This is a genomic window from Bacteriovorax stolpii, assembly GCF_002872415.1.
Lineage (GTDB): Bacteria > Bdellovibrionota > Bacteriovoracia > Bacteriovoracales > Bacteriovoracaceae > Bacteriovorax > Bacteriovorax stolpii.
Genome location: NZ_CP025704.1, coordinates 3486263 through 3507868, shown reverse-complemented (window position 1 = coordinate 3507868; position 21606 = coordinate 3486263). Strand labels below are relative to the sequence as shown.

The 21606-nt window shown below is 41.3% G+C and carries 18 protein-coding genes; 11 read left to right on the top strand and 7 right to left on the bottom strand.

Annotated elements, in window-relative coordinates:
* Window positions 1-4 precede the first annotated feature (4 nt).
* Together C0V70_RS17340 and C0V70_RS17335 are read left to right on the top strand one after the other, a co-directional pair.
* Window positions 5-688 carry a VOC family protein gene (locus C0V70_RS17340; protein ID WP_102245124.1) on the top strand — a complete coding sequence of 228 codons (684 nt, stop codon included), beginning with the start codon at window positions 5-7 and terminating at the stop codon, window positions 686-688.
* Window positions 689-814: 126 nt separating this feature from the next.
* Window positions 815-2242, top strand: coding sequence for a C1 family peptidase (locus C0V70_RS17335; RefSeq protein ID WP_102245123.1), 1428 nt, complete (start codon window positions 815-817; stop codon window positions 2240-2242).
* Here the strand turns inward: C0V70_RS17335 and C0V70_RS17330 are convergent.
* The 4 genes from C0V70_RS17330 to C0V70_RS17315 form a co-directional block, all read right to left on the bottom strand.
* Window positions 2239-3267, bottom strand: coding sequence for an SIS domain-containing protein (locus tag C0V70_RS17330; RefSeq protein WP_425428438.1), 1029 nt, complete (start codon window positions 3265-3267; stop codon window positions 2239-2241). The two genes, C0V70_RS17335 and C0V70_RS17330, sit on opposite strands and share 4 nt — an antisense overlap.
* A complete protein-coding gene (nagA, locus tag C0V70_RS17325; protein ID WP_102245122.1) occupies window positions 3251-4345 on the bottom strand; it encodes an N-acetylglucosamine-6-phosphate deacetylase in 1095 nt (364 codons plus the stop codon). Before nagA ends, C0V70_RS17330 begins: the two co-directional genes overlap by 17 nt.
* A complete protein-coding gene (locus C0V70_RS17320) occupies window positions 4345-5253 on the bottom strand; it encodes a glucosamine kinase nucleotide-binding domain-containing protein (RefSeq protein WP_102245121.1) in 909 nt (302 codons plus the stop codon). The genes nagA and C0V70_RS17320 overlap by 1 nt, the downstream gene beginning before the upstream one ends.
* Window positions 5254-5349: 96 nt before the next feature.
* Window positions 5350-6306, bottom strand: coding sequence for a hypothetical protein (locus C0V70_RS17315; protein WP_102245120.1), 957 nt, complete (start codon window positions 6304-6306; stop codon window positions 5350-5352).
* A gap of 204 nt (window positions 6307-6510) precedes the next feature.
* Here C0V70_RS17315 and C0V70_RS17310 point away from each other — a divergent pair, with 204 nt between their 5' ends.
* Window positions 6511-7122, top strand: a complete 612-nt coding sequence (locus tag C0V70_RS17310) for a LolA family protein (RefSeq protein ID WP_102245119.1) — start codon at window positions 6511-6513, stop codon at window positions 7120-7122.
* Here the strand turns inward: C0V70_RS17310 and C0V70_RS17305 are convergent.
* A complete protein-coding gene (locus tag C0V70_RS17305; protein WP_102245118.1) occupies window positions 7115-9211 on the bottom strand; it encodes a lytic transglycosylase domain-containing protein in 2097 nt (698 codons plus the stop codon). The two genes, C0V70_RS17310 and C0V70_RS17305, sit on opposite strands and share 8 nt — an antisense overlap.
* An 84-nt stretch (window positions 9212-9295) precedes the next feature.
* On the opposite strand from C0V70_RS17305, the gene rimO reads away from it, so the two are divergent.
* Window positions 9296-10678, top strand: a complete 1383-nt coding sequence (rimO, locus tag C0V70_RS17300) for a 30S ribosomal protein S12 methylthiotransferase RimO (protein WP_102245117.1) — start codon at window positions 9296-9298, stop codon at window positions 10676-10678.
* A 4-nt stretch (window positions 10679-10682) separates the two neighbouring features.
* Here rimO and C0V70_RS17295 read toward each other — a convergent pair whose 3' ends face one another.
* A complete protein-coding gene (locus C0V70_RS17295) occupies window positions 10683-14207 on the bottom strand; it encodes an Ig domain-containing protein (RefSeq protein ID WP_102245116.1) in 3525 nt (1174 codons plus the stop codon).
* A 188-nt stretch (window positions 14208-14395) separates the two neighbouring features.
* On the opposite strand from C0V70_RS17295, the gene C0V70_RS17290 reads away from it, so the two are divergent.
* From C0V70_RS17290 to C0V70_RS17280, 3 genes are all read left to right on the top strand, one after another.
* Window positions 14396-15733: a sigma-54-dependent transcriptional regulator gene (locus C0V70_RS17290; RefSeq protein WP_102245115.1), complete on the top strand. Its 1338-nt coding sequence runs from the start codon at window positions 14396-14398 to the stop codon at window positions 15731-15733.
* Window positions 15720-15920 carry a hypothetical protein gene (locus tag C0V70_RS17285; protein WP_102245114.1) on the top strand — a complete coding sequence of 67 codons (201 nt, stop codon included), beginning with the start codon at window positions 15720-15722 and terminating at the stop codon, window positions 15918-15920. The genes C0V70_RS17290 and C0V70_RS17285 overlap by 14 nt, the downstream gene beginning before the upstream one ends.
* Before the next feature lie 68 nt (window positions 15921-15988).
* Complete coding sequence (locus tag C0V70_RS17280) at window positions 15989-16798, top strand: hypothetical protein (RefSeq protein WP_102245113.1); 810 nt, start codon at window positions 15989-15991, stop codon at window positions 16796-16798.
* On the opposite strand, the gene C0V70_RS17275 is transcribed toward C0V70_RS17280, so the two are convergent.
* Window positions 16799-17770, bottom strand: coding sequence for an amino acid--tRNA ligase-related protein (locus C0V70_RS17275; RefSeq protein ID WP_102245112.1), 972 nt, complete (start codon window positions 17768-17770; stop codon window positions 16799-16801).
* A 106-nt stretch (window positions 17771-17876) separates the two neighbouring features.
* Here C0V70_RS17275 and ftsY point away from each other — a divergent pair, with 106 nt between their 5' ends.
* The 4 genes from ftsY (at window position 17877) to rny (ending at window position 21576) form a co-directional block, all read left to right on the top strand.
* Entirely contained in the window at window positions 17877-19025 is a 1149-nt protein-coding gene (gene ftsY / locus C0V70_RS17270) for a signal recognition particle-docking protein FtsY (RefSeq protein WP_102245111.1), read from the top strand.
* A 90-nt stretch (window positions 19026-19115) separates the two neighbouring features.
* Entirely contained in the window at window positions 19116-19424 is a 309-nt protein-coding gene (locus C0V70_RS17265) for a hypothetical protein (protein WP_133566669.1), read from the top strand.
* An 8-nt stretch (window positions 19425-19432) separates the two neighbouring features.
* The gene (locus tag C0V70_RS17260) at window positions 19433-19996 is read left to right on the top strand and encodes a 5-formyltetrahydrofolate cyclo-ligase (protein WP_102245109.1); all 564 of its coding nucleotides are present in this window, start codon (window positions 19433-19435) and stop codon (window positions 19994-19996) included.
* A 20-nt stretch (window positions 19997-20016) separates the two neighbouring features.
* Entirely contained in the window at window positions 20017-21576 is a 1560-nt protein-coding gene (gene rny / locus C0V70_RS17255) for a ribonuclease Y (RefSeq protein WP_102245108.1), read from the top strand.
* Window positions 21577-21606 lie beyond the last annotated feature (30 nt).

Below are 21606 nucleotides of genomic sequence, written 5' to 3'. Positions count from 1 at the left end.
AGCAATGAGAAAAAATAAACTTTGGTTTAGAAGAAAAACTTACGGATGGGGGTGGACTCCAATCACTTGGGAAGGATGGTTTGTCACTCTTCTAGTGGTTGTCATTCCGATTGCAATCCGTCTGACTTTAAAAGCACTGGAAGTGGAAAGAAGCACTCAGTATTTTTATGCCTGGGCATCAGTACCTATTCTTTTAATGGGCCTGACAATGATTTGTTTCCGCTATGGTGAGAAGCCAAAATGGCAGTGGGGAGTAAAGAGAGTAAAGATGGCCCACTTGGACCTTGCTGTTTCAAATTACAAAGAGAGCGTGCGTTTTTACGACTCTGTTCTTTTGAGCCTGGGCTGGGAAAAAATCGTCAGCCGTATTGACCACACGACTTATACTGATGGGACTATGAAAATTATCCTTTATCCGGTGGCGATGGAGTCAAAACCTGCTTCTCCAAAACAGCTGGCATTTTATGCTGAAACAAAAGAAATCGTAGATGATTTTTATCGTGAAATTATCCAGAAGAATAATATGGAAACTGTAAAAAGCTCAGGTCCATCAGGTGATAACCATTATTACTCCGTTCTTTTCTCGGGCCCGGATAAATTGATTTTGGAAGTGGTGTATTCACCTTTTTACGTTGATAAAGAATTCAGTCTCAACAATCTTGAAAACAACTTTGATCCATACGCTTAATTTAAAAAGGCTCCTTCGGGAGCCTTTTTTGTTTCAATGTAATAATTTGTCTAAAATTTTTAAAAATATTTATGCGATCATTTAGTTAAGAATGAATTTTAAACTTAATAAAATGGTCAGGTATTTATGAAATCAATTTTACTTCTATCTCTTCTGGTCGCAAGCACTTCGAGCTTTGCCTGGACGAGAGGTGAAACCTGGGTCTCAAAATTAGATACGCAAGGAAGAAGCAAACTTTTTGGAAATAAACTAATCACACCGGAAGGAACTCTTACTTACACTGAAAATGTAGTAAAAGAAAAATGGGACTGGAGAAGTGTCGACGGACAAAACTGGCTTTCACCTGTAAGCAATCAAGGTAATTGCGGATCATGTGTTGCTTTTGCTTCTGTTGCCGTTTTAGAAGGTCAGTACAATATCGACAATAAACTTTCGTGGTTAAAACCACAGTTCTCTCAACAGATGCTTTTTGACTGCGGTCAGGGAAGTTGTTCAATCGGGTGGCTACCTGAATGGGCAACATACCAGCTTAAAACTGGTGGGACTGTTGATTTAGCATGTGCTCCTTATAAGTTAGGGGCCATCGGGAAAAACGAGCAGTGCCTGGAAAACTACTGTGAAAACCAAAGTGAACGCGTGATTAAAATCGCCTCGAGCTCAACACCAAGCACGCGTTTTGGTGGTAGCGATAAAAAAGTTAAAGAGGCCTTAAAAAGAGGTCCGCTTTTAACAACAATGAATGCGCGTGAAGATTTTCTTTATTACAAAGGAGGAATCTATAAAGCGACAACTTCAAAAAAGGCCGGAGGTCACGCAGTGGCGCTGGTTGGATTTGATGATGAAAAGAAAGCGTGGCTGATTAAAAACTCTTGGGGTGAGGAATGGGGAGAAAGTGGGTATGCCTGGATTTCTTATAGTGACCCATCGGGGATTGCTAACTTAACCTGGAAATATGAAGTTGGAGAGACATCAAGAAAATTGGCCTTCAATGATTTGAAGACTGGGGATTTTATCCACGGTAAAACGTCATTTGCTTATACCAATGCGGCCGAAACACCAGCTCAAATTGAACTTAAGTCAGCTCAACAAAATATCCTGGTTGAAAACTGCAGTATGGAAAACTCTGTCTGCTCTCTTGATACTAAAGGGCTTCAAGATGGAGAGTATGAGCTAACGCTCATCTCAGAAGGGCAAAGAAGTATTCCTATTTCTGTTTATGTGGCCAATAAACCTTCAGAAGTAACGATTGCCTGGGGAGAGGACTTGATTGATTTATCAAAACCTCTTCAAGGAAGAATTGAACTTTCGCTGATTGTTAATACAGGTTCAACTGGAATTCCACCAAAGAGTATTAATTTTGTAGTCAGCAATCTAAATGGTGAAGTGGTTTATAGAAGCAACACTCAGAATTGGAATGAGAAAATGCGCCAAGGTTTTAGGACTGGAAATGTTAAGAATGGGAAGTATCAGATTTATTTTGCTGCTGAAAGAGTTTCTGCCGGCAAAAGCGACTACACTTCTACCGACATGAAAACCATTGAAATCAAAAATTAATTTGTCTTAGTGACTTTCGAGAGGTGTCTTGGTTCATCTGGATTGAGGCCAAGGCTTCTCGATAGTTCTTCAATCATTAAATAAAATGACTGAGCTGCACTTAGGATATCTAGGTCTTCTGACTTCACCGAATGAATCGTTAAACTCTTCTCTTTTACAAATGATGGTGCGGCTAAAATGACATTGGCCCCTCTTGCTTTCATATCTGCGGCCAAATCAAGCATGCTATGAAGAGCAGGTCCTCTATTGGCAAAAACAATCAACGGGTATCCATGTTCAATTAAGGCCTGAGGTCCGTGTTTGATTTCAGCGGCACTAAAAGCTTCCGCTTGAATTGAACAAGTTTCTTTAAATTTCAATGAAGCTTCCAGCGCCAGAGAAAGGCCAAAGCCTCTTCCAACAACCATGATTCTCTTGGCATCTTTTAAAGCTGGAATCGCTGAAGTCCAATCGCAGGCCTGTGCTGTTTTTAAGTCTTCGGGAAGTGCTTTTAGTCCTTCAAGGAGATCCTGGTCTTTTTTCCAGCTAGCAACTAAGTGAGCTGAAGCTGACAGAGAAGCGATGAAGCTCTTTGTCGCGGCAACCGACTTTTCTGCACCAGCATGAAGAGGAACCGTCCACTTGGCAGAGCTTGCCAGAGGAGAGGTAATATCATTTACCAGTGCCACACTTGCTGGAGCGTGTTCTGAAAAATACTTAAGAGGATTTACCACATCAGGGCTTTGTCCTGATTGCGAGATGGCGATCCCCACAGACTTACTTACATCAAGTTGAGTTTGATAAAGAGTTAGAATTGACATTGAAAGTGATGTTGGAAGTTTTCCAAGCTTGGCCATGGCCAGGTAGTTTAAGTACTGAGCGGCATGATCAGAGCTTCCGCGTGCAATACTGACGATAGAGTAAGGGTCAAGGCGTCTAAGCTCTTCAGTGATGTGATTTAATAGGCCCGTATTTTCTTTGAATTGTCTCTCGACAACAGCAGCGGCTTCAAGAGCCTCTGTGCGCATTTTAGAAATCACATTCATCTCCTTCGATGATAACAGTACTGATGCGGTTTTCTTTATCTAGTAAAACAAAGTCGGCAAAGTGGCCGACCTTAATTTGTCCGCGGTTATTGATGTTGATGACTTCTGCTGGAATGGCAGAAAGTTTTTTAGTGATCTGAGCTTCTGTTAAACCAATGCTTAAAAGGTTTCTGTAGGCCAGATCCATTGTGAGAGCGCTTCCTGCAAGTGTGCCGTCAGCAAGTCTTACTCCGCCCAGGCATTTGTGAACGGTATGGCTTCCAAGTTTGTAATCGCCATCTGGCATCCCGGTTGCCGCCGTAGAGTCTGTGACGAAATAAAGATTGGGAATGGTTTTTAGAGCGACTTTAATAGCTCCTGGATGAACGTGTTCTAAATCTGGGATAAGTTCAGCGTACTCAGCATGCGCAAGAGCAGCTCCCGCCATTCCAGGTGCCCTATGATGAAAACTCGACATGGCATTAAAGAGGTGGGTGAAGCTTTTTGCACCTTGATTAAGTGCCGTTACACCTTGTTCATAAGTTCCATTGGTGTGTCCGATCTGAACTGTGATTCCCATTTTTTTTAATTCAGGGATTAAATCCAGATGATTAAAAACTTCTGGTGCCAGTGTAATGACTTTAATCGGAACAATGCTATTGAGATGGTTGATTTCTTTTAGAGTTGCTTCGCGAGTAAAGTTAGGTTGAGCACCTAATTTATCAGCGCTGATAAAAGGTCCTTCCAGGTGCACGCCAAGAATGCGGGCGTGATTTTTCTTTTTATTTTGAAAACTTTCTTTTAAAGCGAGAAAAGATTTTTCCAAGTCGCTAAAAGGAGCAGTCATCGTTGTTGCCAGAAAACTAGTTGTCCCAAAACGTGCATGAGTTTTAGAAATCGTTTCGGCCGAAGCTCCGGCTTCCATGATATCAGCTCCGCCTCCACCGTGAACATGCAGGTCAATAAAACCTGAAACGAGCTTCGGAAGAGTGGGATTGGGAGAAGATTTAAGTTCAATTTTTTCAATTTTATCAGAGTATGAAAGATGAGCCTCTGTCAGACCATTTTCAGTAACGATGTTGGCCTTGATAGTTTTCATTATCTTTCCTCAGCAATTAAAAGAAGTGCACCAATGGTTGAATCGCCGAGAGCTGGCTGATTGCGTTTTCTAGTTGCTTCCGGCAAGTAAGGGATTAAGGCTTCACCGAGTCTTCCACATATTGAAAGGGGAAGTTCATTATTTGGATCGAGAGTTTTTGCCATTTGTTCAATTTCTTTTCCAGCGGTAAAGAGAAGTTCTCTTGCATCCTGATCATGAGGAGCTGCCTGAAACACCAGAGGAGCAAGTTGGGCAAAACTATTTTGACCAGCGTTACCAAGCCAGTTTAAAAACTGAGAAGGCTCTTTGCCACAATATTTTAAAACGGCATCACTTAGTGCTGAATCAGCTCTTCTGCCATCAATTGTTTTTTGAGTAAGGGCACAGGCACGCAGACCAAGCCAGGCACCGCTGGCCTCATCACCAGAAGGAAATCCCCAGCCTGAAACATCTTTGCGTTCGTTTTTATCATTCATCACCATACCGACACTTCCAGTGCCGACAGCGACAATAGAGCCAGGCTTTCCACCGTGTGCTCCTAGAAGTGTGGTGAAGCCATCTGTGTCGACGATGATGTTTTTAAATCCCGGATTGCGCATATAGAATTCGTTTTTCCAGATGACATTATTAGCACCTGAAAGACCAAGTCCAATGGCACATTCAGAAAGCATAGGAACAGGAATGCTTCCATAATGAAAAGCGCGCGCCAATGTATCGACGATTGCTCTCCATGCTTTTTCGATTCCCTGTCCTAAGGCCGAAGGATCGCCTTGAGCACTGGCCAAAATTTTGAGTTTTTTATCAGTGACGATAATTCTTGTTCCGCTTCCGCCACCATCAACACCAACGAGGTATTTAATAGTGTAATCTTCCACGATCTTTGGGTTTACAATTGCGCTTTTGTTCATGCCTCAATTTTATGGGCAGGAGGGATTTGAGTCAAAGAGATAAAAGTAGTTGATAAAGGCAGTCAGGAGATTTGATCTCCTGACTGTTATAAAGTCTTAGTCGTTTACAGTAATTGATTCTTCAGCAGAAAGCGAAGGAAGAGATGTGTTAAGTGCACCAGTTAAATCAGCAGCTACGTTTAGGTTAACTCTGATAACGTGCTTTTTCTTTGTATTGATTCCACCAACAAGGCTAGAAAGGTTGATTTTTACTAAACCAAAGTCCTCACCTGTTTTTTCGAAAGAGTATTCACTTGGTGCAAGGTTGCGGTTAATAAGTGTGTCATCGCTTCCAAGAAGTTTTCTTCTTTCTACGAAAAGTTTTAGAGAGAAGTTAGAGTTCTTAGTCAGGTCTCCAGTTCTTAGAACAAGAGTTTGTCCTTCTAATCTCATTTCACCGATTCCACCTTTTACTGGTGCAGTTAATTTTTTAGCATCAATAAGAGTCAGGTCAAGAACGCGGTTTTGGATAACTGTATCACCAACGCGTGATTCGTCTGCAGATTGTTTTGCAAGAACGATGAACTCAGAACAGCTTGCGTTTACTCTAAAAGAAGAACCTTCAAGAGTAGAGTTCAGGTTACATGAATTGTGAGGAGCAAGAACACCTGGAGTGTTTGTTACTTTAACTTTTACGTTAGCTTTAACGTTGTTGCTAGGAACTTCGTATGGAACAGAGATTGTCTGGTAACAAGTGTAAGCTTCTTGTCTGTAGCGTGCTTCAGAAGAGCAACGGTTCACATATCTAGTGCTACAAATTCTGCGAGACATATGATCTTCATAACAATAAGTTTCTGGTTCTTGACGGCAAACTGTCTGGTATCCATCGAATACAGTTCTAAAACATGTTCTAGCAACAGTTTCATTTCTGTACTCAGTTCTTGTTTGAACAGCATTTAAAGTGAAGTTTTCTTCAGTTTGAATACCTGTGATTGGAAGTGAGTATCCATCAACAGTTGAAGCAAAAGCATTAAAGGCACTTAGAAGTCCCAGGGCCAGCATAAGTTGTTTCATAAATTCTCCTCTTGGTGATAAATCCGTCACCTATATAGAAAGAAGCAGGATTCAAGTCAACCATAAGGCCAGGACTGTGAGATTTTTACACGACCTTACATATTGTTTTGCCAAATCAGTGTCATTTTGACCGCGACAGGAATTGAGCTTTGATTTCTTTTACGGCATGATTAGAGGAGAAGAGATTAATTTGGAGATTACGTTATGAAAAATATCGGATTGTTAGCGGGCCTTGCGCTTTTTAGTTCAGCGAGCTTTGCTGACTTTTTACCGCAATCATTTACCTCAAAATTTGAGCAGGAATATACCAGCACTCTTAAAGGTAAAACAAAAAGAGGGCAAGGGGCCATCGAGTATAAGTACCCAGGGCAAATTCGTTTTGAAACCAATACACCAAGCACTGTGATCTTTGTAAGTAACGGATCGAAGTCATGGTACTACCGCGCTCCTTTTATTGAGGGTGAGCAAGGTGAGGTGACTGAAGCCACTTCTAAAGAAGGGTCAAATATCTATATCAGATTCTTTGATTCTCTAAAGAATGGATTGGTGAGCAACGATCTTTATGACGTGAAAAAGGGCGAGCCGGTAACGATCGTTTTTAAAGCGAAGACTAGTAAAGAGCTGGGAATTAAAGAATCGGTGATTTATTTCAAGACAAAGGGCAGCCAGAAGTTTGAAGACGTCGATACAATTGAGTTGGTCTTCCCTGATGGAAAAAGATCAAAACTTAAATTTGTGGATTTAAAAGTGAACCAGGGGCCAGGGGCCGACAGATTTAATTTCGTTCCGCCGGCCAATACTAAAAAAGTTAATTAAATGGTTTTGCGAAGAAGTCCTCAGGAATCAGGACTTCTTCGTTCTTTAAAACGCGCTTGTAAGTCATATAGTTTCTAAAAACAAGCTTGATATAGTTTCTGGTTTCTTCATAAGGAATCATTTCGATAAACTCTAAATAATCCCCGTTAAATCTCTCTCTTTCCCATACTGCAATCACTTCAGTACTGGCGTTGTAGGCGGCCACGTTTTGGGCGAATTTTCCTTTAAATAGCGCGTGTAATTCAGACAGGAGCGCTGTTCCCATCTCTACATTTGGTTCAGGTTTATAAAGGTCGTTAAAGTCTTTATAAGGAATATGGTATTTTTTTGAGAGCTCTACAGCTTTTTCTGGGATCATTTGCATTAATCCAAAAGCATCTGCCCATGAGCGTACGTTTGGATTAAAAGCAGACTCTTGTCTGGTAATGGCAAACGGTAGGGCCTCTGGCACTTTATATTTTTGTGAGTAACGAGCAAAAATATTTTCATAAGGAATAGGGAATACTACCGAAATATATTTTTTTGTCAGTTCATCTCTCATTTTCATGGGGAAATTATAAATTTGAACCATTCCCCCTTGATACCATCCAGTCAGAGCATAAAGTGACATCGCTCTTTCTCTTTCGGCGATCGTTTTAAATTGCGAGTTGATTTCCTTTAAGACCTTAGTTGAAAAAGTCTTCTCATCAACGGCAATTAGCCAATCCAGGATCAGATGCCCAAATGGGTCTTTGATGATTTCTGTTGGTGCTAAGGGCGCTAGTGGCTCTTGAGTTTGCATCGAAGAGATCAGGCCGTAGTAGCCGAAAGCATCGTTAGCGGCCGTCGTTTGAAACAGAGTCTTTCCTTCATCTTCACGGCCTAGCTTATAAAGGGCACGGGCCTTCCAGAAGTTAAGTTTGTGGATAAAGTTTGGGTTAGATGATTTTTTTACGAAACGATCTACATCGCTCATCATATCTTCGTATCTTTTTGTTAAATACTTATTCCACACCAGCGCCCACTGAACATTCTCCTGCAGGTCTAGAGTTGTGACTTTGTAGGTTGAAGCTTTTTCGTATTTCGCAAGAGCTTCCGGGAATTCTTTGCTTTCAACGTGAAGAGAGCCGTAAACCCAGTAAAGTGTCGCCATTTGATTGGCGTTTCCAATTTTTCTTTCGATCACGTCTTCCAAAATGATTCTGGCCTCTGCATTCAGGTGCTCTGTCCAGACTGCGCGGGCGTAATTGATTTTAGCATCAACCCAGGCCTCCTGAAGTTTTGTATCCGCTGGGTCGTTATCGAGAAGCTGTCTTAAGTAAAGCTCCATCTCGCCAGTTTTTTCCATAAACATTTTGAGGTCGCGTGCGACTTTAAAAGATGTACGGTATGAGTTGTAAGCTTTCACCTTTTCTTCAAAAGAGTATTCTTCTCCATTGATTATTTCCAGATAAAGGGTGCGTGCCTTTTCAAACTCGCGGCTGGATTCAAAATCTTTGGCGACAGAATAAATGTTGTCTCTGTTGATGTCCTTTGAAAAAAGCGGAGAGACCTCTGTGAGTTTCACAAAGAATTTCTCTTCAAGTTCTGGGCGGTTGAGTTTTTGCGCCAGTTTAATGGCGTTTTGGAGCAGTTTTACTTTTTCAGATTGAACTTGTTTGAAGGCCACCAGATCGTATGAGAAATTCGCTGCAGCTTCAGCAATTTGGTATTTTTCAGCAAGCTTTAGTGATGAATCGAGGTAAGCTTCTTTTAAATAGCTAGCAATTACTGTCTGGCCCCAGATGCTTCTTAGTTCAGAAGCTGAATACGAACAGTTGCTCAGAGTGTGCACTAAAGCTGTTTGATTGAGCGGGAAAGACTCATTTTCCGCCAGGTTCTTAAAAAGTTTGCAGGCACTCTTTGTGTCTCCTGCCGACTCTGCCTTCATCGCCTTCAGGTATTCCTGGGCCAGTTCCTCAGCATCGTTTTGGGTCTCAAATGACTTATTTCCCTCAGTTAGAGCACTTTTTAGGGCACTCATACGGGCATATCCCGGTGCTGGAATAGGGTTAATTGGCTTTGAAGAACAGCCAGTTAAGAGAAGAGTGATAAGCAGTATTTTTTTCATAGGGCCCTTTAAGCTTTGATTATTTAACTAATTTGTACTATTTAGTCCTAGCTTTTTTAAATTAAAAAACACGTTAGGTACACAGTGGAATTATCAACAAAACTTTTCAATGATAAGACGGTTTTCTTTACTTCGCTTGGTTGTTCAAAAAACCTTGTCGATTCACAAGTCATGTTAGGATACATGGGGCTAGATGGCTATTCAATTGCCGACGCACCAGAAGCCGCTGAAGTCATCATCGTTAACACTTGTTCATTCATTGAAGCATCAAAAAAAGAATCAGTTGATACCATCTTAGATATGGCCGATTTTAAAGATCCAGAAAATGGGCGTTGCAAGGCGCTGGTTATTTCAGGATGTATGGCACAACGATACGCTCAGCAACTAGAAGCAGAAATTCCTGAAGCTGATTTAATTATTGGAACTGGTGAGTACAACAAAATCACACTTCTTCTTCGCGCGATGGAAGAAGGGAAACTTGAAAAAAAATCATTCGTGGAAATTCCAAAATTTATCCACACTGAATATGACCCGCGTTTAAATACTTCGCCGTTTTATACGGCATGGTTAAAAATTTCTGAAGGCTGCAACAGGAATTGTACTTTCTGTATTATTCCAAAGCTTAGAGGAAAACTGAGATCGAGATCGGTTGAGTCGCTTGTAAATGAAGCTAAGAATTTGGCTTCTACAGGGGTACGAGAGCTCAACCTCATCTCTCAGGACCTTTCTGACTATGGCGTAGACTTAGATGAAAACAATAAACTGTCTCACTTATTAAAAGGTCTGACAGAAGTTTCGGGTATTGACTGGGTAAGATTATTTTATTTCTACCCGGATGAACTTACTGATGAAGTTATCGAGATTATGGCGACATCAGAAAAAATCTGTAAATATCTCGATATGCCAGTTCAGCATTTCTCTTCTAACGTGCTTAAGCGTATGAACAGAAAAATCACAGGTGAAAAAATCCATGAAAGAATTGAGCGCCTGAGAACTCGCATTCCAGGAATCGTTCTTAGAACATCAATCATCGTTGGTTTCCCTGGGGAAACTGAAGAGGATTTCGAATTACTTCTAGAAGGAATCAAAAAGGCCCGCTTTAACCACCTTGGTATTTTTAGATACTCGGATGAAGAAGGGACTCCTGCATTTAAACTTCAACCAAAAGTCCCTCTGGACGTTATTGAAGAGCGCTTTGACAGGCTTTACGAAGCTCAAAGAGAGATCGTAAGAGAGCTAAACGGAGAGTTCTTAGGTAAGGTTATCCCTGTTCTGATCGAAGGGGAGCACGAGGAAACAGAACTTCTAATCGAAGGCCGCCACTTTGGACAAGCTCCAGACATCGACGGAAAAGTGATCATTAACGATTTATCAGGCCGTAAGGTAGAAATCGGTGATCTCGTTCATGTCGAGATCACCGAAGTGTTGGATTACGATTTAGTTGGTCGAGTGACGTCTTTAAGCTAAGAGCTTATAGTTCGCCTTCTGGATACTGATACGGAGTTGCACCTGTTGGGTCAGCACACGTTCCTATGAAGCTGGCAGCCGCACCATTGTAAGCGTCATCCCAGTCAAAGTAGTCGTTATTGTTCTTACCAAAAACAACATCGGTATTGTTCATTAAAGCAGTACCATTTGGCAGCGCCCCTGGCAGATCGAAGTCGATCGCAGAGTTAACCTTAAATGTTTTGTTCCAGTCACGCACAATCAGTCTGATTCTTGCCTTGATATCTTTTGCACCATCAAGACAATTGAATGTGTAGAATGGTTGTGTTTTTCCATATGGAGCAGCAGTCGCCGCCGTTGATCTTGCTAAATTTTCCCATAAATCAGCATCAGAATTCGTCGCAGTACAGTTATTTTTTACTGAAGAGTTCGCCACTCTTAAGTTTGTGTATAACAGTTTAGAGTATGGACTCTTAAACGTATTGTTTACAGTTGCTCCTGACGATGTAGAGTAAATTAGTGAGCGATATCCTTGCTCAAGTTCAGTTGCAGATAAAATATCAGTTACTGGACCATTGAGACAGCTTACTTTTTTACCACCACAAGTTACGACTCTTGGTGACTCGGGAGTAAGAACATCACATGCCGTCGGAGCGTTTGTCGGGTCAGAGCTACTTCCAACATAGTTAATCACTGTGAATCTACCTTCGTCACAATTTGGACCACTTTCGCTAGTGTAGTTACCATCACAGTCAGATTCATTTGTTGGAGTGTAATTTACCCATGTACCTGTCTCTGAACCTGGAAGACCTGCACCTGATCCAGCAGCACATCCACTTGTTGTAACCAATCTTTTTGTTGCAGGTGTTTCAAGCGGTGCCCATTGCTGGAAGTTATACGGCTCTACTTGAATGAACTCACACACTCCTGCACCTGATGATGAAGTGAACTTTAAGTCAGTATTGTGAAGTTCTTCTTCTTCAGCATCAAGAAAACATCTTACATCCAGCATTCCGCGGGCTTCAAGAATATCGTTGGCGTTGATTTTACAACCACGCGCCTGCATATTCTTACCGTACTTATGCAGCTGGAAAGTTGTTGCTCCTGAAGAATCAGCAATTTTAAAATAATCACGAACTTCCAGTTGAATGATGTATGATGATTTACCAATCAAGTTCGTTGCCGTTAAAACGAATGTTTTTAAAGACGTTCTAACAGTTGGTGTACCACTGATTAAACCTGTGGCCTTATTTAATGAAAGTCCAGTAGGAAGAGCTGGGGACACACTATATGTTAAGCTGTTTCCTTCTGTCAGGTTAGCTCTGATTTCAAGATACTTTCCTGTTTCTGCAATATAAACGTTTTGGTTTGCTACGTTAGTAATGACACCAGTGTTAGCACCAGTTTCATTTTCATTGTCATAAACTGTCTGGGCATTTCTTAGGAAAGGAACTGAATCTGGACGTCTTGAAACGTTACTTAAACTAACAATTGTTGGGTCTACCGGGATAGTTGGGTCAGTCTGATTTGAGTCAAAGATGTACGCAGCCAGTTTACCTGACGATGTAATATCCTGCCCAGCTGTGAAATCAGGAGTACCAGCAATTGAACTCATTGTAACAGTCAAAGTACCAGCTTCAATTTGAGTGATCGTTGTTTCAGCAGCAGCATAAGTTGCAGCATTATCAATTGAATTTGCTACACCACCATTTCTTTCCTGGAAAGCAACGAATGTTGGTGATGTTCCTGGGGTTAAGTTTTGAACAAATAGAGTAGTTCCTTCAATCGCAACAACTTTTCCTAAAGCACCTTGTGGAGTAGAGACATAGCCGCCAATAGTGAAAGGTGCAGATGTACCAACTGTGATGGCCAGGTTGTAGTTAACATTGATAGGCACAGTTGATAGCGTTGAAGCTGAAGGAGCAATTGCAGAAACTGGGATAAATGACTTCTCACTATAGAAAAAGTTCCCACTATCTAAGCTTGCACCAGCAGAGAAGTAGCCGCTAGAAGCGTCAATCGCAAGTTTATAACGGTTTTCATCAGTTCCGCTCCCTCTGTCATATTTGCGGATAATTTGTCCCGAAATACTTGTGGTACTTGGAGCAACAATTGGCTGCAGAATTGTTTCACTTTCAATGAACTTCGTAGTGCTCTTAACAGCAACTAGTTGTCTGTTTGTATAACTTAAGTCAAGAGGTGCTTTAATTGAGCTCAATCCGATATCAGTGCTTGTCACGCCCAATGGGTTCGTTGCCTTGATTGTAAAGAAGGCAGGGTCTAAAGTGTCAACGAAAGCACCGGTGATTTCTCCAGTATCTTCGTTCAGGAACAAACCATTAGGAAGTGCTGGTGCAACAGTGTATTTCACGCCATTTGCAGAAGTCATGACCCCTGTAGCGGCAATTGTAGAGAAAGTTAGCCTCGGCATATCTGTACCGAAAGTTTTAGCAACCTCGTATACGCGTGAAATTTGAGATCCTTGCATTACGCTCAGGAAATATTGAACGTTGTTATCAATATCTAAAACAGATGAAGATCCTTTTTTTAATCCTGATGTCAGATCTACATTTGCAACAGTAGCTCCAGTTGAAGCAACAAATGTTTTAGTGTCGTCAAGAACATCGCCAGCTGTAAAATATTTTGATGAAATCATTTCAACATAAATCGTACTAGTTGCAGCAACAGCACGAATCACTTTTGCAGATTTCCCTCCAGCAGCACTGATAAATCGAGGAGTCAGTAGTCCAGGGTACTCATCGGCCGGAAGGCCTAGTAAGGCAAAGTTGTTTACTCGAATAGGGATAAGTTTAATAACTCCAAGTTTAAAGTTATCAGGGTCAATGTATTTAATAACACCAGTTGTCCCAAGAGCAGTTGTAATAAACCCGTTACGTACATAAGTTGAATCCACGTCCGCGTTAGTTGTAACCGTGTTAAGTGAGCCAGATAGTGGAGCCACCTTTAAAAGAATTTTTTCATTTTGTAAGTATTCGAACTGACCAGGAGGCGTGTAAACTCCCATTGTCAGAGTCGTCGAAATCGTTTTGACAGTTCCTGTATTGCTCAGGTAGCTCATTGTGATTGTATAGTTAATAGGAGCACCTGGATTTAATGAATCTGTTGAAATGGTTAGTGGATACCCGGTGATTGAACAACCTGTTTCTGATTTTGTTGTATCGAGAGTTAATCCAGAAGGAAGGGCTGGTGTAATTGTACACCCTCTCATTACTGACTTAACTTTTGATGCTTCTCCAACACTCCCATCAAACTCTGCACTAAGTTGCACTTTATCACCAAGCTTTGCATTGAGAGATGTGACAAGCGCATTATTAACTTCGTCTGAATATTGAAATGTCGTTGGATCAACTAACGTGCTAACGTCAAACGTGTTACCACTGCTATCCACAATCGTAGGTGGCTCCTCCGTCGCGACTTCCGCTTTTTTCGGCGGATCCTTTTTAAACTTGGTCAAGCTGTCGGGCATACAACCAGTCAAAAGTAGAGTGGTAAATAGGGAAAGCGTGAGTGTAGTTTTTAACGTTTTCATACTTCTATTATCGTGAAAATCGGATAAATATTTAGGAATGATGGAAAACAAAATGAAATCAGTCCTTTATTGAAACTTGACTTAAGAAATCAACAATTTAATTGGGTCTAAAAGTGGGCAGTAGGGAATTTTTATAGCCTTTTTGAAGAGTTATTGAACCCTACACAAAATCTATCTATTATGCCTACATGAATACTAAACTAGATATCCTTTTAGTCGAAGACGATCTCCTTTCAAGACTCAGTTTAAAGAGTCGTTTGGAGCTCTCACACAAGGTCACTGAAGCGGAAAAAGCTTCGGATGCCCTGGCCCTTTTGGATGCCCGATCATTTGACTTGGCCTTTGTCGACCTGGACCTGGAAACCAAACTGGCCGGTTTTGAAATCATCAAAAAGTTAAAAAGTAAAAATATTCACACTGTCGTTTTAAGTGGAAGAGAAGAAGAGAGCATTATTGAAGAGGCTTACCTCTTGGGTTGTCGCGATTTTCTATCCAAGCCATTTACGAAGCAAGCAATTGAGTCTGTTCTTTCAAAATATAAAAATTCACAATCAGATCTTCTAGGGAAATTAAAGAATACATTGATGACTAATGACCCGGAGACTGAGGCGCAGCTAAAGCTTATTGAGCAAGCTGTGTACGGAGAGCATCCGGTTCTCATTACCGGAGAGACAGGAACGGGAAAAACGTTTCTTGCGAAATACATTCATGAGCTAGTGGGAAGTGAAAAACCTTTTATTCATTTGAACTGTTCAGAAATTTCAGAAAGCTTGATTGAGTCAGAACTTTTTGGACATGAAAAAGGTGCCTTTACTGGTGCGATTAAAACGAAAAAAGGATTGATGGAACTGGCCGATGGAGGGATTTTATTCCTCGATGAGATTGCCACTCTTCCTCTGAACCTACAAAAAAAATTACTTAAAGCGATTGAAGAAAAAACGTTTTATCCGGTTGGTTCGGAAAGACCGGTAAAAAGTCATTTCAGGTTAATTAGCGCCACTTGCGAAGACCTGAAGACGAAAGTGAAAAATGGTGAGTTTCGCGAAGACTTTCTTTTCCGCCTGGAAGGCTTCAATATTATTCTTAAACCTCTTAGAGAGAGAAAGAATGACTTGGGGAATTTAGTGGCCCATTTTTTAAAACAGAATAAGAGAAGGATTGTTCTTTCAGCTGAGGCCAAAGAAGAGCTCTTCAGTCACTCATGGCCGGGCAATGTGCGCGAGCTACAGAAAGTGATCGAGATTTTACGAAGTAGCGACAAAGGGATCATTGAAAAAGCAGACCTTGCAGGCCTTTTGATAAAACCGTCAGATGCTTTAAAAGAAAAGATTGATATCGCTGCCGTCAAGGAAATGGGACTGGCCAATTTTCTGGAAAAATTAGAGGCCGAAATCGTTGAAAAGGTACTGGCCGAAAATAACGATCGAGTGAGAAAGACTTTGGGAGACCTGAAGCTTTCTAATAATTCATTTTATCGAATTATGACAAATATCAAAACTCAAGGAGGGGCCCGTGTCCAATCTTGATGAATCAAAGGCCGTACTTACTCACGATATCAACTCAACACTATCCTCACTTTTAAGTGCGCTGGAATTGATGAGCGATGAGTGGAAAAAGAACCCTGAATTAGTTGATAAAATTCTTCCACTAACAGAACAGAAACTTTCCCTGCTAAAAGAGCAGTTAATTCTTTACCGAAACACAAAGAACTAAATTTCCATCTATTAAATATTAAAATCGCAGTTAAACTGGATTCATCCAATACTCAATGGGAGGATTTCTTGAGATTAGCTGTGATTTTTGTTTTGGCATTATCAATTCACATTCTATATGCCCAAGAGCAAAAAGTGGTTCAAGAGAAATCGTTCGTTGAGAAAATGCGCCCGACCTTAATGAAGGTTCTGGGAGAAGAGTGGACTGTTAAGTTAATCGGCGCCGATAAAGCTATTCCAAAAGACGAAGTGCCAATGCCAGCGATCCCCAAAATCGTGGACGACGCTCGCTCGACTGCTGTTTACAATAAGAAACAAGATAAAGTTATTTTAAAGCCGGAAGTTGAAGAGAAATTCAACTATGCCTATATCAAAGAACTTTACGAAGCAACCAGACAAGAGAAACCAAATGATGATGAACTTGGAAAATTCCTGAACGTTCTTTCTCAAGGGGGAACGCGTGAGGGTGTTTACCGTTCACTGGTTCTTGATTCAACTTATGCTGGAATGGAAAACTGGGATAAACCAGTTAAAAATGCAACCGCTGATTTTGCTGTTTATTTCTATGATAAATATTTTGGAAAAAAAGTTGTTAAGAAAAGCTTTGAAGGAATGAGTGTCTTTACTTTAAAGAGACTGGTGACTGAAAAGGCCTTGGAAGTTGCCGATGCTTTCGGTGACGACCGCGATGGTTTAGAGAGATGGTATGCCATTATGTCATCAGACTTAGCGACAAGATTCCCACAAATCTGGTCAAACCCGCTTCGTAAAAAGACTTCAGCTCTTGAGCACAAAGCATGGGCAGGCAAAGTGCCACTTCAGCATATTAAGTCTGAACTTATCATCAAAATTCACTCAGCGTTTAATTCGATGATGTAATTATTCCCAAAACGGGTTTTCAATATCAGTCAGGATTTTTAATAAACGCTCAACTCCCAATGCAATTCCACTGGAAACCGGGAGACCTCTTTCCATCGCCTGGTAAAGCACTTGCGGCTCGGGAAGTTTATAGCCATAGAGCTTCTCTTTTTCTTTTGCCTGGAAATGAAATCTTTCTTTTTGAATCTTGAGATCGCGAAGCTCATTAAAACAATTGCAAAGCTCGACGCCTTTTGAATAAATTTCAAAACGCTCACACACTCTTTGGTCTTCAGGTTTTAAAGTTGAAAGAGCACTTAAGTGATTTGGGAATTCATATAAAAGCAAATATGGATAATGAGCTAGATGTGGCTCAATCTTATTTAAGAAAAGCAGAAAGTAATAATCATCCCAAGAGAGTTCTTCACCCTGAACAGGAAGAGGAACATCTTTGAAATTTTTCTCAATCAATTCTTTTAAATCTTTCGTCTCAAGAAAGTTCAGGATATCTACGTTTAACATATCCAAAAAAAGTTCCTGGATAGTCGCGCGCTCAAATTTGGCGTTTAAAAGTGTTTGATCAACCGGAAGATTTTTTTCATTGAGAGAATTTAGTGTGAATTTAAAAAGCTCTTCACAATCTTCCATGATTTTCGTGTAGTGAGCTCCGGTTCTATACCACTCCAACATTAAAAACTGCGGGCGGTGGTTGGGAGCATTGGGTTCATCACGAAATGAGTAACCAAGAGTAAAAATATTTTCAAATCCCAGCGAAAGAAGCTCTTTCATGTGGAATTCTGGCGAAGTGTTTAGGTACCAAGGACTTAAAGACTGCGTGCGTACATGGGCCACCTGAAAAGGGTGTATGTGAGTCTCCATTCCTGGGTTTTGCACCATCGGAGGAGGTAAAACGTCCACAAAATTTCTTTGGATAAAAAATTGTCTTATCGCCCAAAGGATTTGAAATTGAGCGGCCAGTTTAACTTTACGCATATTAAGGACTTATATATGACAAATCCTCTGCTATGCAAGTTGAAAAAAAGGGTCTCTTCATTTATCTTGAGCACTCTCGAATTTTTAATTAAGCACAGGATTTTTAATGGATTGGTTATACGTTGTCGTCGGGCTCTTGGTTATCGCTCTTGCATTTTTAGTTTTTAAGAAAAAACCAAAAACTCCTGAACTGCCAAAAAAAGAAGAAACTCCTACGCTGACAACGAAAGCTCCGGCCGAAGAAAAAGCTCCAGTTGCTCAAGCTGAAACAACTCCAGCTCCAACACCTGCGCCGACTCCGGCACCGGCCCCGAAAAAAGAAATTTCATTCAGCGATAGGTTGAAACTTGGTTTGAGCCGCTCTCGCCAGGAAGTGTGGGGAAAACTATCAGGACTATTCTCTGGCCCAAAACTAGATGACGATGCCATCGAATCAATCGAAGAGCTTCTTTATAGCGCGGATATTGGAACGGCCACTGTTTCAGAGCTGATTGAAGAGGTAAAAAAGAAAACCAAAGAAGGCGAGTTGGATGAAAACAGCTTCAAGTCTTTCTTGTTTAATTTCCTGAAAGACAAAATGAAGCCGATTCAGGAAACAGTTGATCGCTCACTTTATACTTTTAATAAAAACGAATCAGGTAAAACAAAAGTCATTATGGTTGTCGGTGTTAATGGTGCCGGAAAAACAACGACGATTGGAAAGCTCGCGACAAAACTTCGCGCTCAAGGGGCGAGTGTTGTTGTTGGGGCCTGCGATACATTCAGAGCTGCTGCTGTCGATCAGTTACAGGTTTGGTGTGACCGTGCAGGAGCTACGATGATTAGGGCTAAAGAAGGGGCTAACCCATCGGGAGTTGGTTATGACGCTCTTCAAGCTGCTATGAATGTGAATGCTGATTACTGTATTCTCGACACAGCAGGGCGACTTCATACGAAAGAAAACCTGATGGACGAGCTTGCTAAGAGTAAAAACGTTTTAAAGAAACTTGATCCTACAGCTCCTCATCAAATTCTATTGGTGATTGATGCAATCACTGGTCAAAATGCTCTTCGTCAAGCAGAGGAGTTCCATAAGACTCTAGACTTAACTGGCCTGATTTTCACTAAATGCGATGGCTCTTCGAAGGCCGGAAGTGCTGTGACTCTTGTCTCTCAGTTAAAACTTCCAATTGCTTACATTGGAGTAGGGGAAACAGCTGAGGATTTAGATGTCTTCAATGTGGATGACTACTTGAATGCTCTTCTTGGAAACTAAAGCCAAACTCAGGGAAATAAGAGGGTTTTCACTCTTATACGCAAGGCATTTTGTTTGACGAAAATTTCTCTATCGTTTACTCTTAATACAATGAATAACGAAAGAGAAATTCAAGAAGTATTTGAAGTACTAGGCTACAAAATCAAGCTCAAAAAAGATGAGAGACTTGTTGGTGTTAGTCCTAGTGATATTGTCGGATTTGTCAATTCTTCGGCTCAAGATATATTTAAGCAATCACCGCAGTTGGCACCTCACCAGGTGGCAGTCCTGCTTGCACTTCAATTTGCAGGTGAGAAGTTGGCCCTGGAAAAAGAGTACCGCGAAAATATCACTCAACTGCGTTTAACCGCAGTCGATGCCCTTCAGTATATCGAAGAGGTTTCTCCCACAACCCGTTAAGAGTTTATTTGGGAACGAAAACAGAACTTCGATTAGCGCTTAAGCAAAAACTCGGAGTCCTGAATGAGTCAGAGCAACTTAAGTTAAGTCAGAAGTTGTCTTCAAATCTCCGCCAGCTCTTAAACGACCTTGGCGTTATTCAAAAAAATTTAGTTATTGGAGTTTATGCTCCCATCGAGCGCGAACCAAAATGGTTCACATCTCTTGATGAGAGTTTTCATAAACTGACGGCTTACCCCGCCTTCGAATCAGGTGTGATGCTTTTTAAAAAGGCAACCCTCTCTGAGCTTGTTGAAAGTCAGGATTTTGGGGTGACAATCTTTGGGCCTAAAGCACAGGCTCAGGTTGTAGAACCTCAGGTGCTTTTGATTCCAGGTCTAGGCTTTGGAACAAAGGGCGAAAGGTTGGGCCGTGGGAAAGGGTTTTACGACAGGTATCTCGAGTCGCATCCGGTGATTAAGATCGGAGTCGCTTTTGAGATGCAGATGGAAAATGACATCCCAACTGAAGCACATGACATAAAAATGGATTTCGTGGTCACTGACCAGGAAGTATATATAACCAATCGATAGAGCTAGAAGGAGTCTCATATATGAATATTTCGGTAATCTTGGCAGCTGTTCTGTTTGCCGTAATCGGAGCCGTGATTGGCTACGTGGTAAAGAACGCCCAAGTTCAAAAAGATATCAAAGAAAAAGAAGGCAAAGGAAACGATATCATCGAAAAGGCGAAGAAGTCTGCTGATGAAATCAAGTACAAAGCCCGTCAGGAAGCAAAAGAGATCGCGCGTGAAGAAAAAGAAAAATCAGACCGCGAAATCAACAACCGTACTAACGAAATTAAAAACCAAGAGCGCGAATTAGCTAAAAAAGACGCGACTCTTGACCGCAAAATCGAAGAGCACGACAAAGAAGTAAAAGTTTTAAAAGAAAAAGAAATCGCTTTTGAAGTTTCTAAAAAACTTCACGAAGAAGAAGCAACTAAACTTAAAAAGAAACAAGATGAGTTCTCTGATCGCCTTGCTCAGGTTGCTCAAATGACAAAAGAAGAAGCTAAGAGTGAACTACTTCGCGCAATGGAAGAAGAAGCTCGCGTAGACTTCTCTAAAGTACTAAGAAGAATCGAAGAAGAAACAAAAGAAGAAGCAGAAGCTAAATCAAAAAGAATCGTGGGAATTGCCATTCAAAGATTCGCCGGTGAATACGTTGGCGAAAAAACTATCGGTTCGGTTGAACTTCCAAGTGACGATGTTAAAGGTCGCTTAATCGGTCGTGAAGGACGTAACATCCGTGCATTCGAACAAATCTGTGGTGTGGATCTTATCATCGACGATACTCCAGAAGTTGTTGTTATCTCTTCTTTCAACGTTGTAAGAAAAGAAATCGCCAGAATGGTTATCCAGAAGCTTATTGCCGATGGACGTATCCACCCAGCTAAAATCGAAGAATTTCATGACAAATCAAAAGCTGAAATGGAAAGACAGCTTCGCGACCTGGGTGAAAAAGCTCAGATGGAAATCGGAGTTCACGGTATCCACCCTGAAATCCTAAAACTTGTTGGAGCTCTTCAGTGGAGAACTTCATACACTCAAAACCAATATCAACATGCTATTGAAGCTGCATTCGTTTGTGGAGCTATGGCCGCTGAACTTGGACTAAACGTAAAACAGGCTCGTCGTGCAGCTCTTCTTCACGATGTAGGTAAAGTAATTGATGCTTCAGCTGAAGGATCACACGCGGTTGTTGGTGCTGACTTCCTGAAGAAATATGGAGAGTCTCCAGATATCGTTCACGCAGTTCGCGCTCACCACGATGATGAAAAACCAGAATCAGTTCTTGCTCACCTTGTAGCAGCAGCAGATGCTCTCTCTGGAGCTCGTCCAGGCGCACGTAAAGCAATGATGGAATCATACGTATCTCGCCTAACGGACATTGAAGAAATCGTAAACAGCTTCGAAGGTGTTTCGAAGTCATACGCAATCTCTGGTGGACGCGAAGTAAGAGTTTTCGTAGAAAACGATCGTGTAACAGATGAGGAAACAGTCATGCTTTCTCGCGACATCGCTAAGAAGATCGAAGAAGAGATGTCATACCCTGGAACAATTAAGATCACAGTACTAAGAGAAACAAAAGCGGTAGGGATCGCGAAGTAATACATAAAAAATGCAGCCTGCGGGCTGCAT

Excerpts from the sequence above, each read along its gene's own strand:
- C0V70_RS17340 (WP_102245124.1), top strand. The coding sequence starts at position 5 with ATGAGAAAAAATAAACTTTGGTTTAGAAGAAAAACTTACGGATGGGGG.
- C0V70_RS17335 (WP_102245123.1), top strand. The coding sequence starts at position 815 with ATGAAATCAATTTTACTTCTATCTCTTCTGGTCGCAAGCACTTCGAGC.
- C0V70_RS17330 (WP_425428438.1), bottom strand. The coding sequence starts at position 3,267 with ATGAATGTGATTTCTAAAATGCGCACAGAGGCTCTTGAAGCCGCTGCT.
- nagA (WP_102245122.1), bottom strand. The coding sequence starts at position 4,345 with ATGAAAACTATCAAGGCCAACATCGTTACTGAAAATGGTCTGACAGAG.
- C0V70_RS17320 (WP_102245121.1), bottom strand. The coding sequence starts at position 5,253 with ATGAACAAAAGCGCAATTGTAAACCCAAAGATCGTGGAAGATTACACT.
- C0V70_RS17315 (WP_102245120.1), bottom strand. The coding sequence starts at position 6,306 with ATGAAACAACTTATGCTGGCCCTGGGACTTCTAAGTGCCTTTAATGCT.
- C0V70_RS17310 (WP_102245119.1), top strand. The coding sequence starts at position 6,511 with ATGAAAAATATCGGATTGTTAGCGGGCCTTGCGCTTTTTAGTTCAGCG.
- C0V70_RS17305 (WP_102245118.1), bottom strand. The coding sequence starts at position 9,211 with ATGAAAAAAATACTGCTTATCACTCTTCTCTTAACTGGCTGTTCTTCA.
- C0V70_RS17295 (WP_102245116.1), bottom strand. The coding sequence starts at position 14,207 with ATGAAAACGTTAAAAACTACACTCACGCTTTCCCTATTTACCACTCTA.
- C0V70_RS17290 (WP_102245115.1), top strand. The coding sequence starts at position 14,396 with ATGAATACTAAACTAGATATCCTTTTAGTCGAAGACGATCTCCTTTCA.
- C0V70_RS17275 (WP_102245112.1), bottom strand. The coding sequence starts at position 17,770 with ATGCGTAAAGTTAAACTGGCCGCTCAATTTCAAATCCTTTGGGCGATA.
- ftsY (WP_102245111.1), top strand. The coding sequence starts at position 17,877 with ATGGATTGGTTATACGTTGTCGTCGGGCTCTTGGTTATCGCTCTTGCA.
- C0V70_RS17265 (WP_133566669.1), top strand. The coding sequence starts at position 19,116 with ATGAATAACGAAAGAGAAATTCAAGAAGTATTTGAAGTACTAGGCTAC.
- rny (WP_102245108.1), top strand. The coding sequence starts at position 20,017 with ATGAATATTTCGGTAATCTTGGCAGCTGTTCTGTTTGCCGTAATCGGA.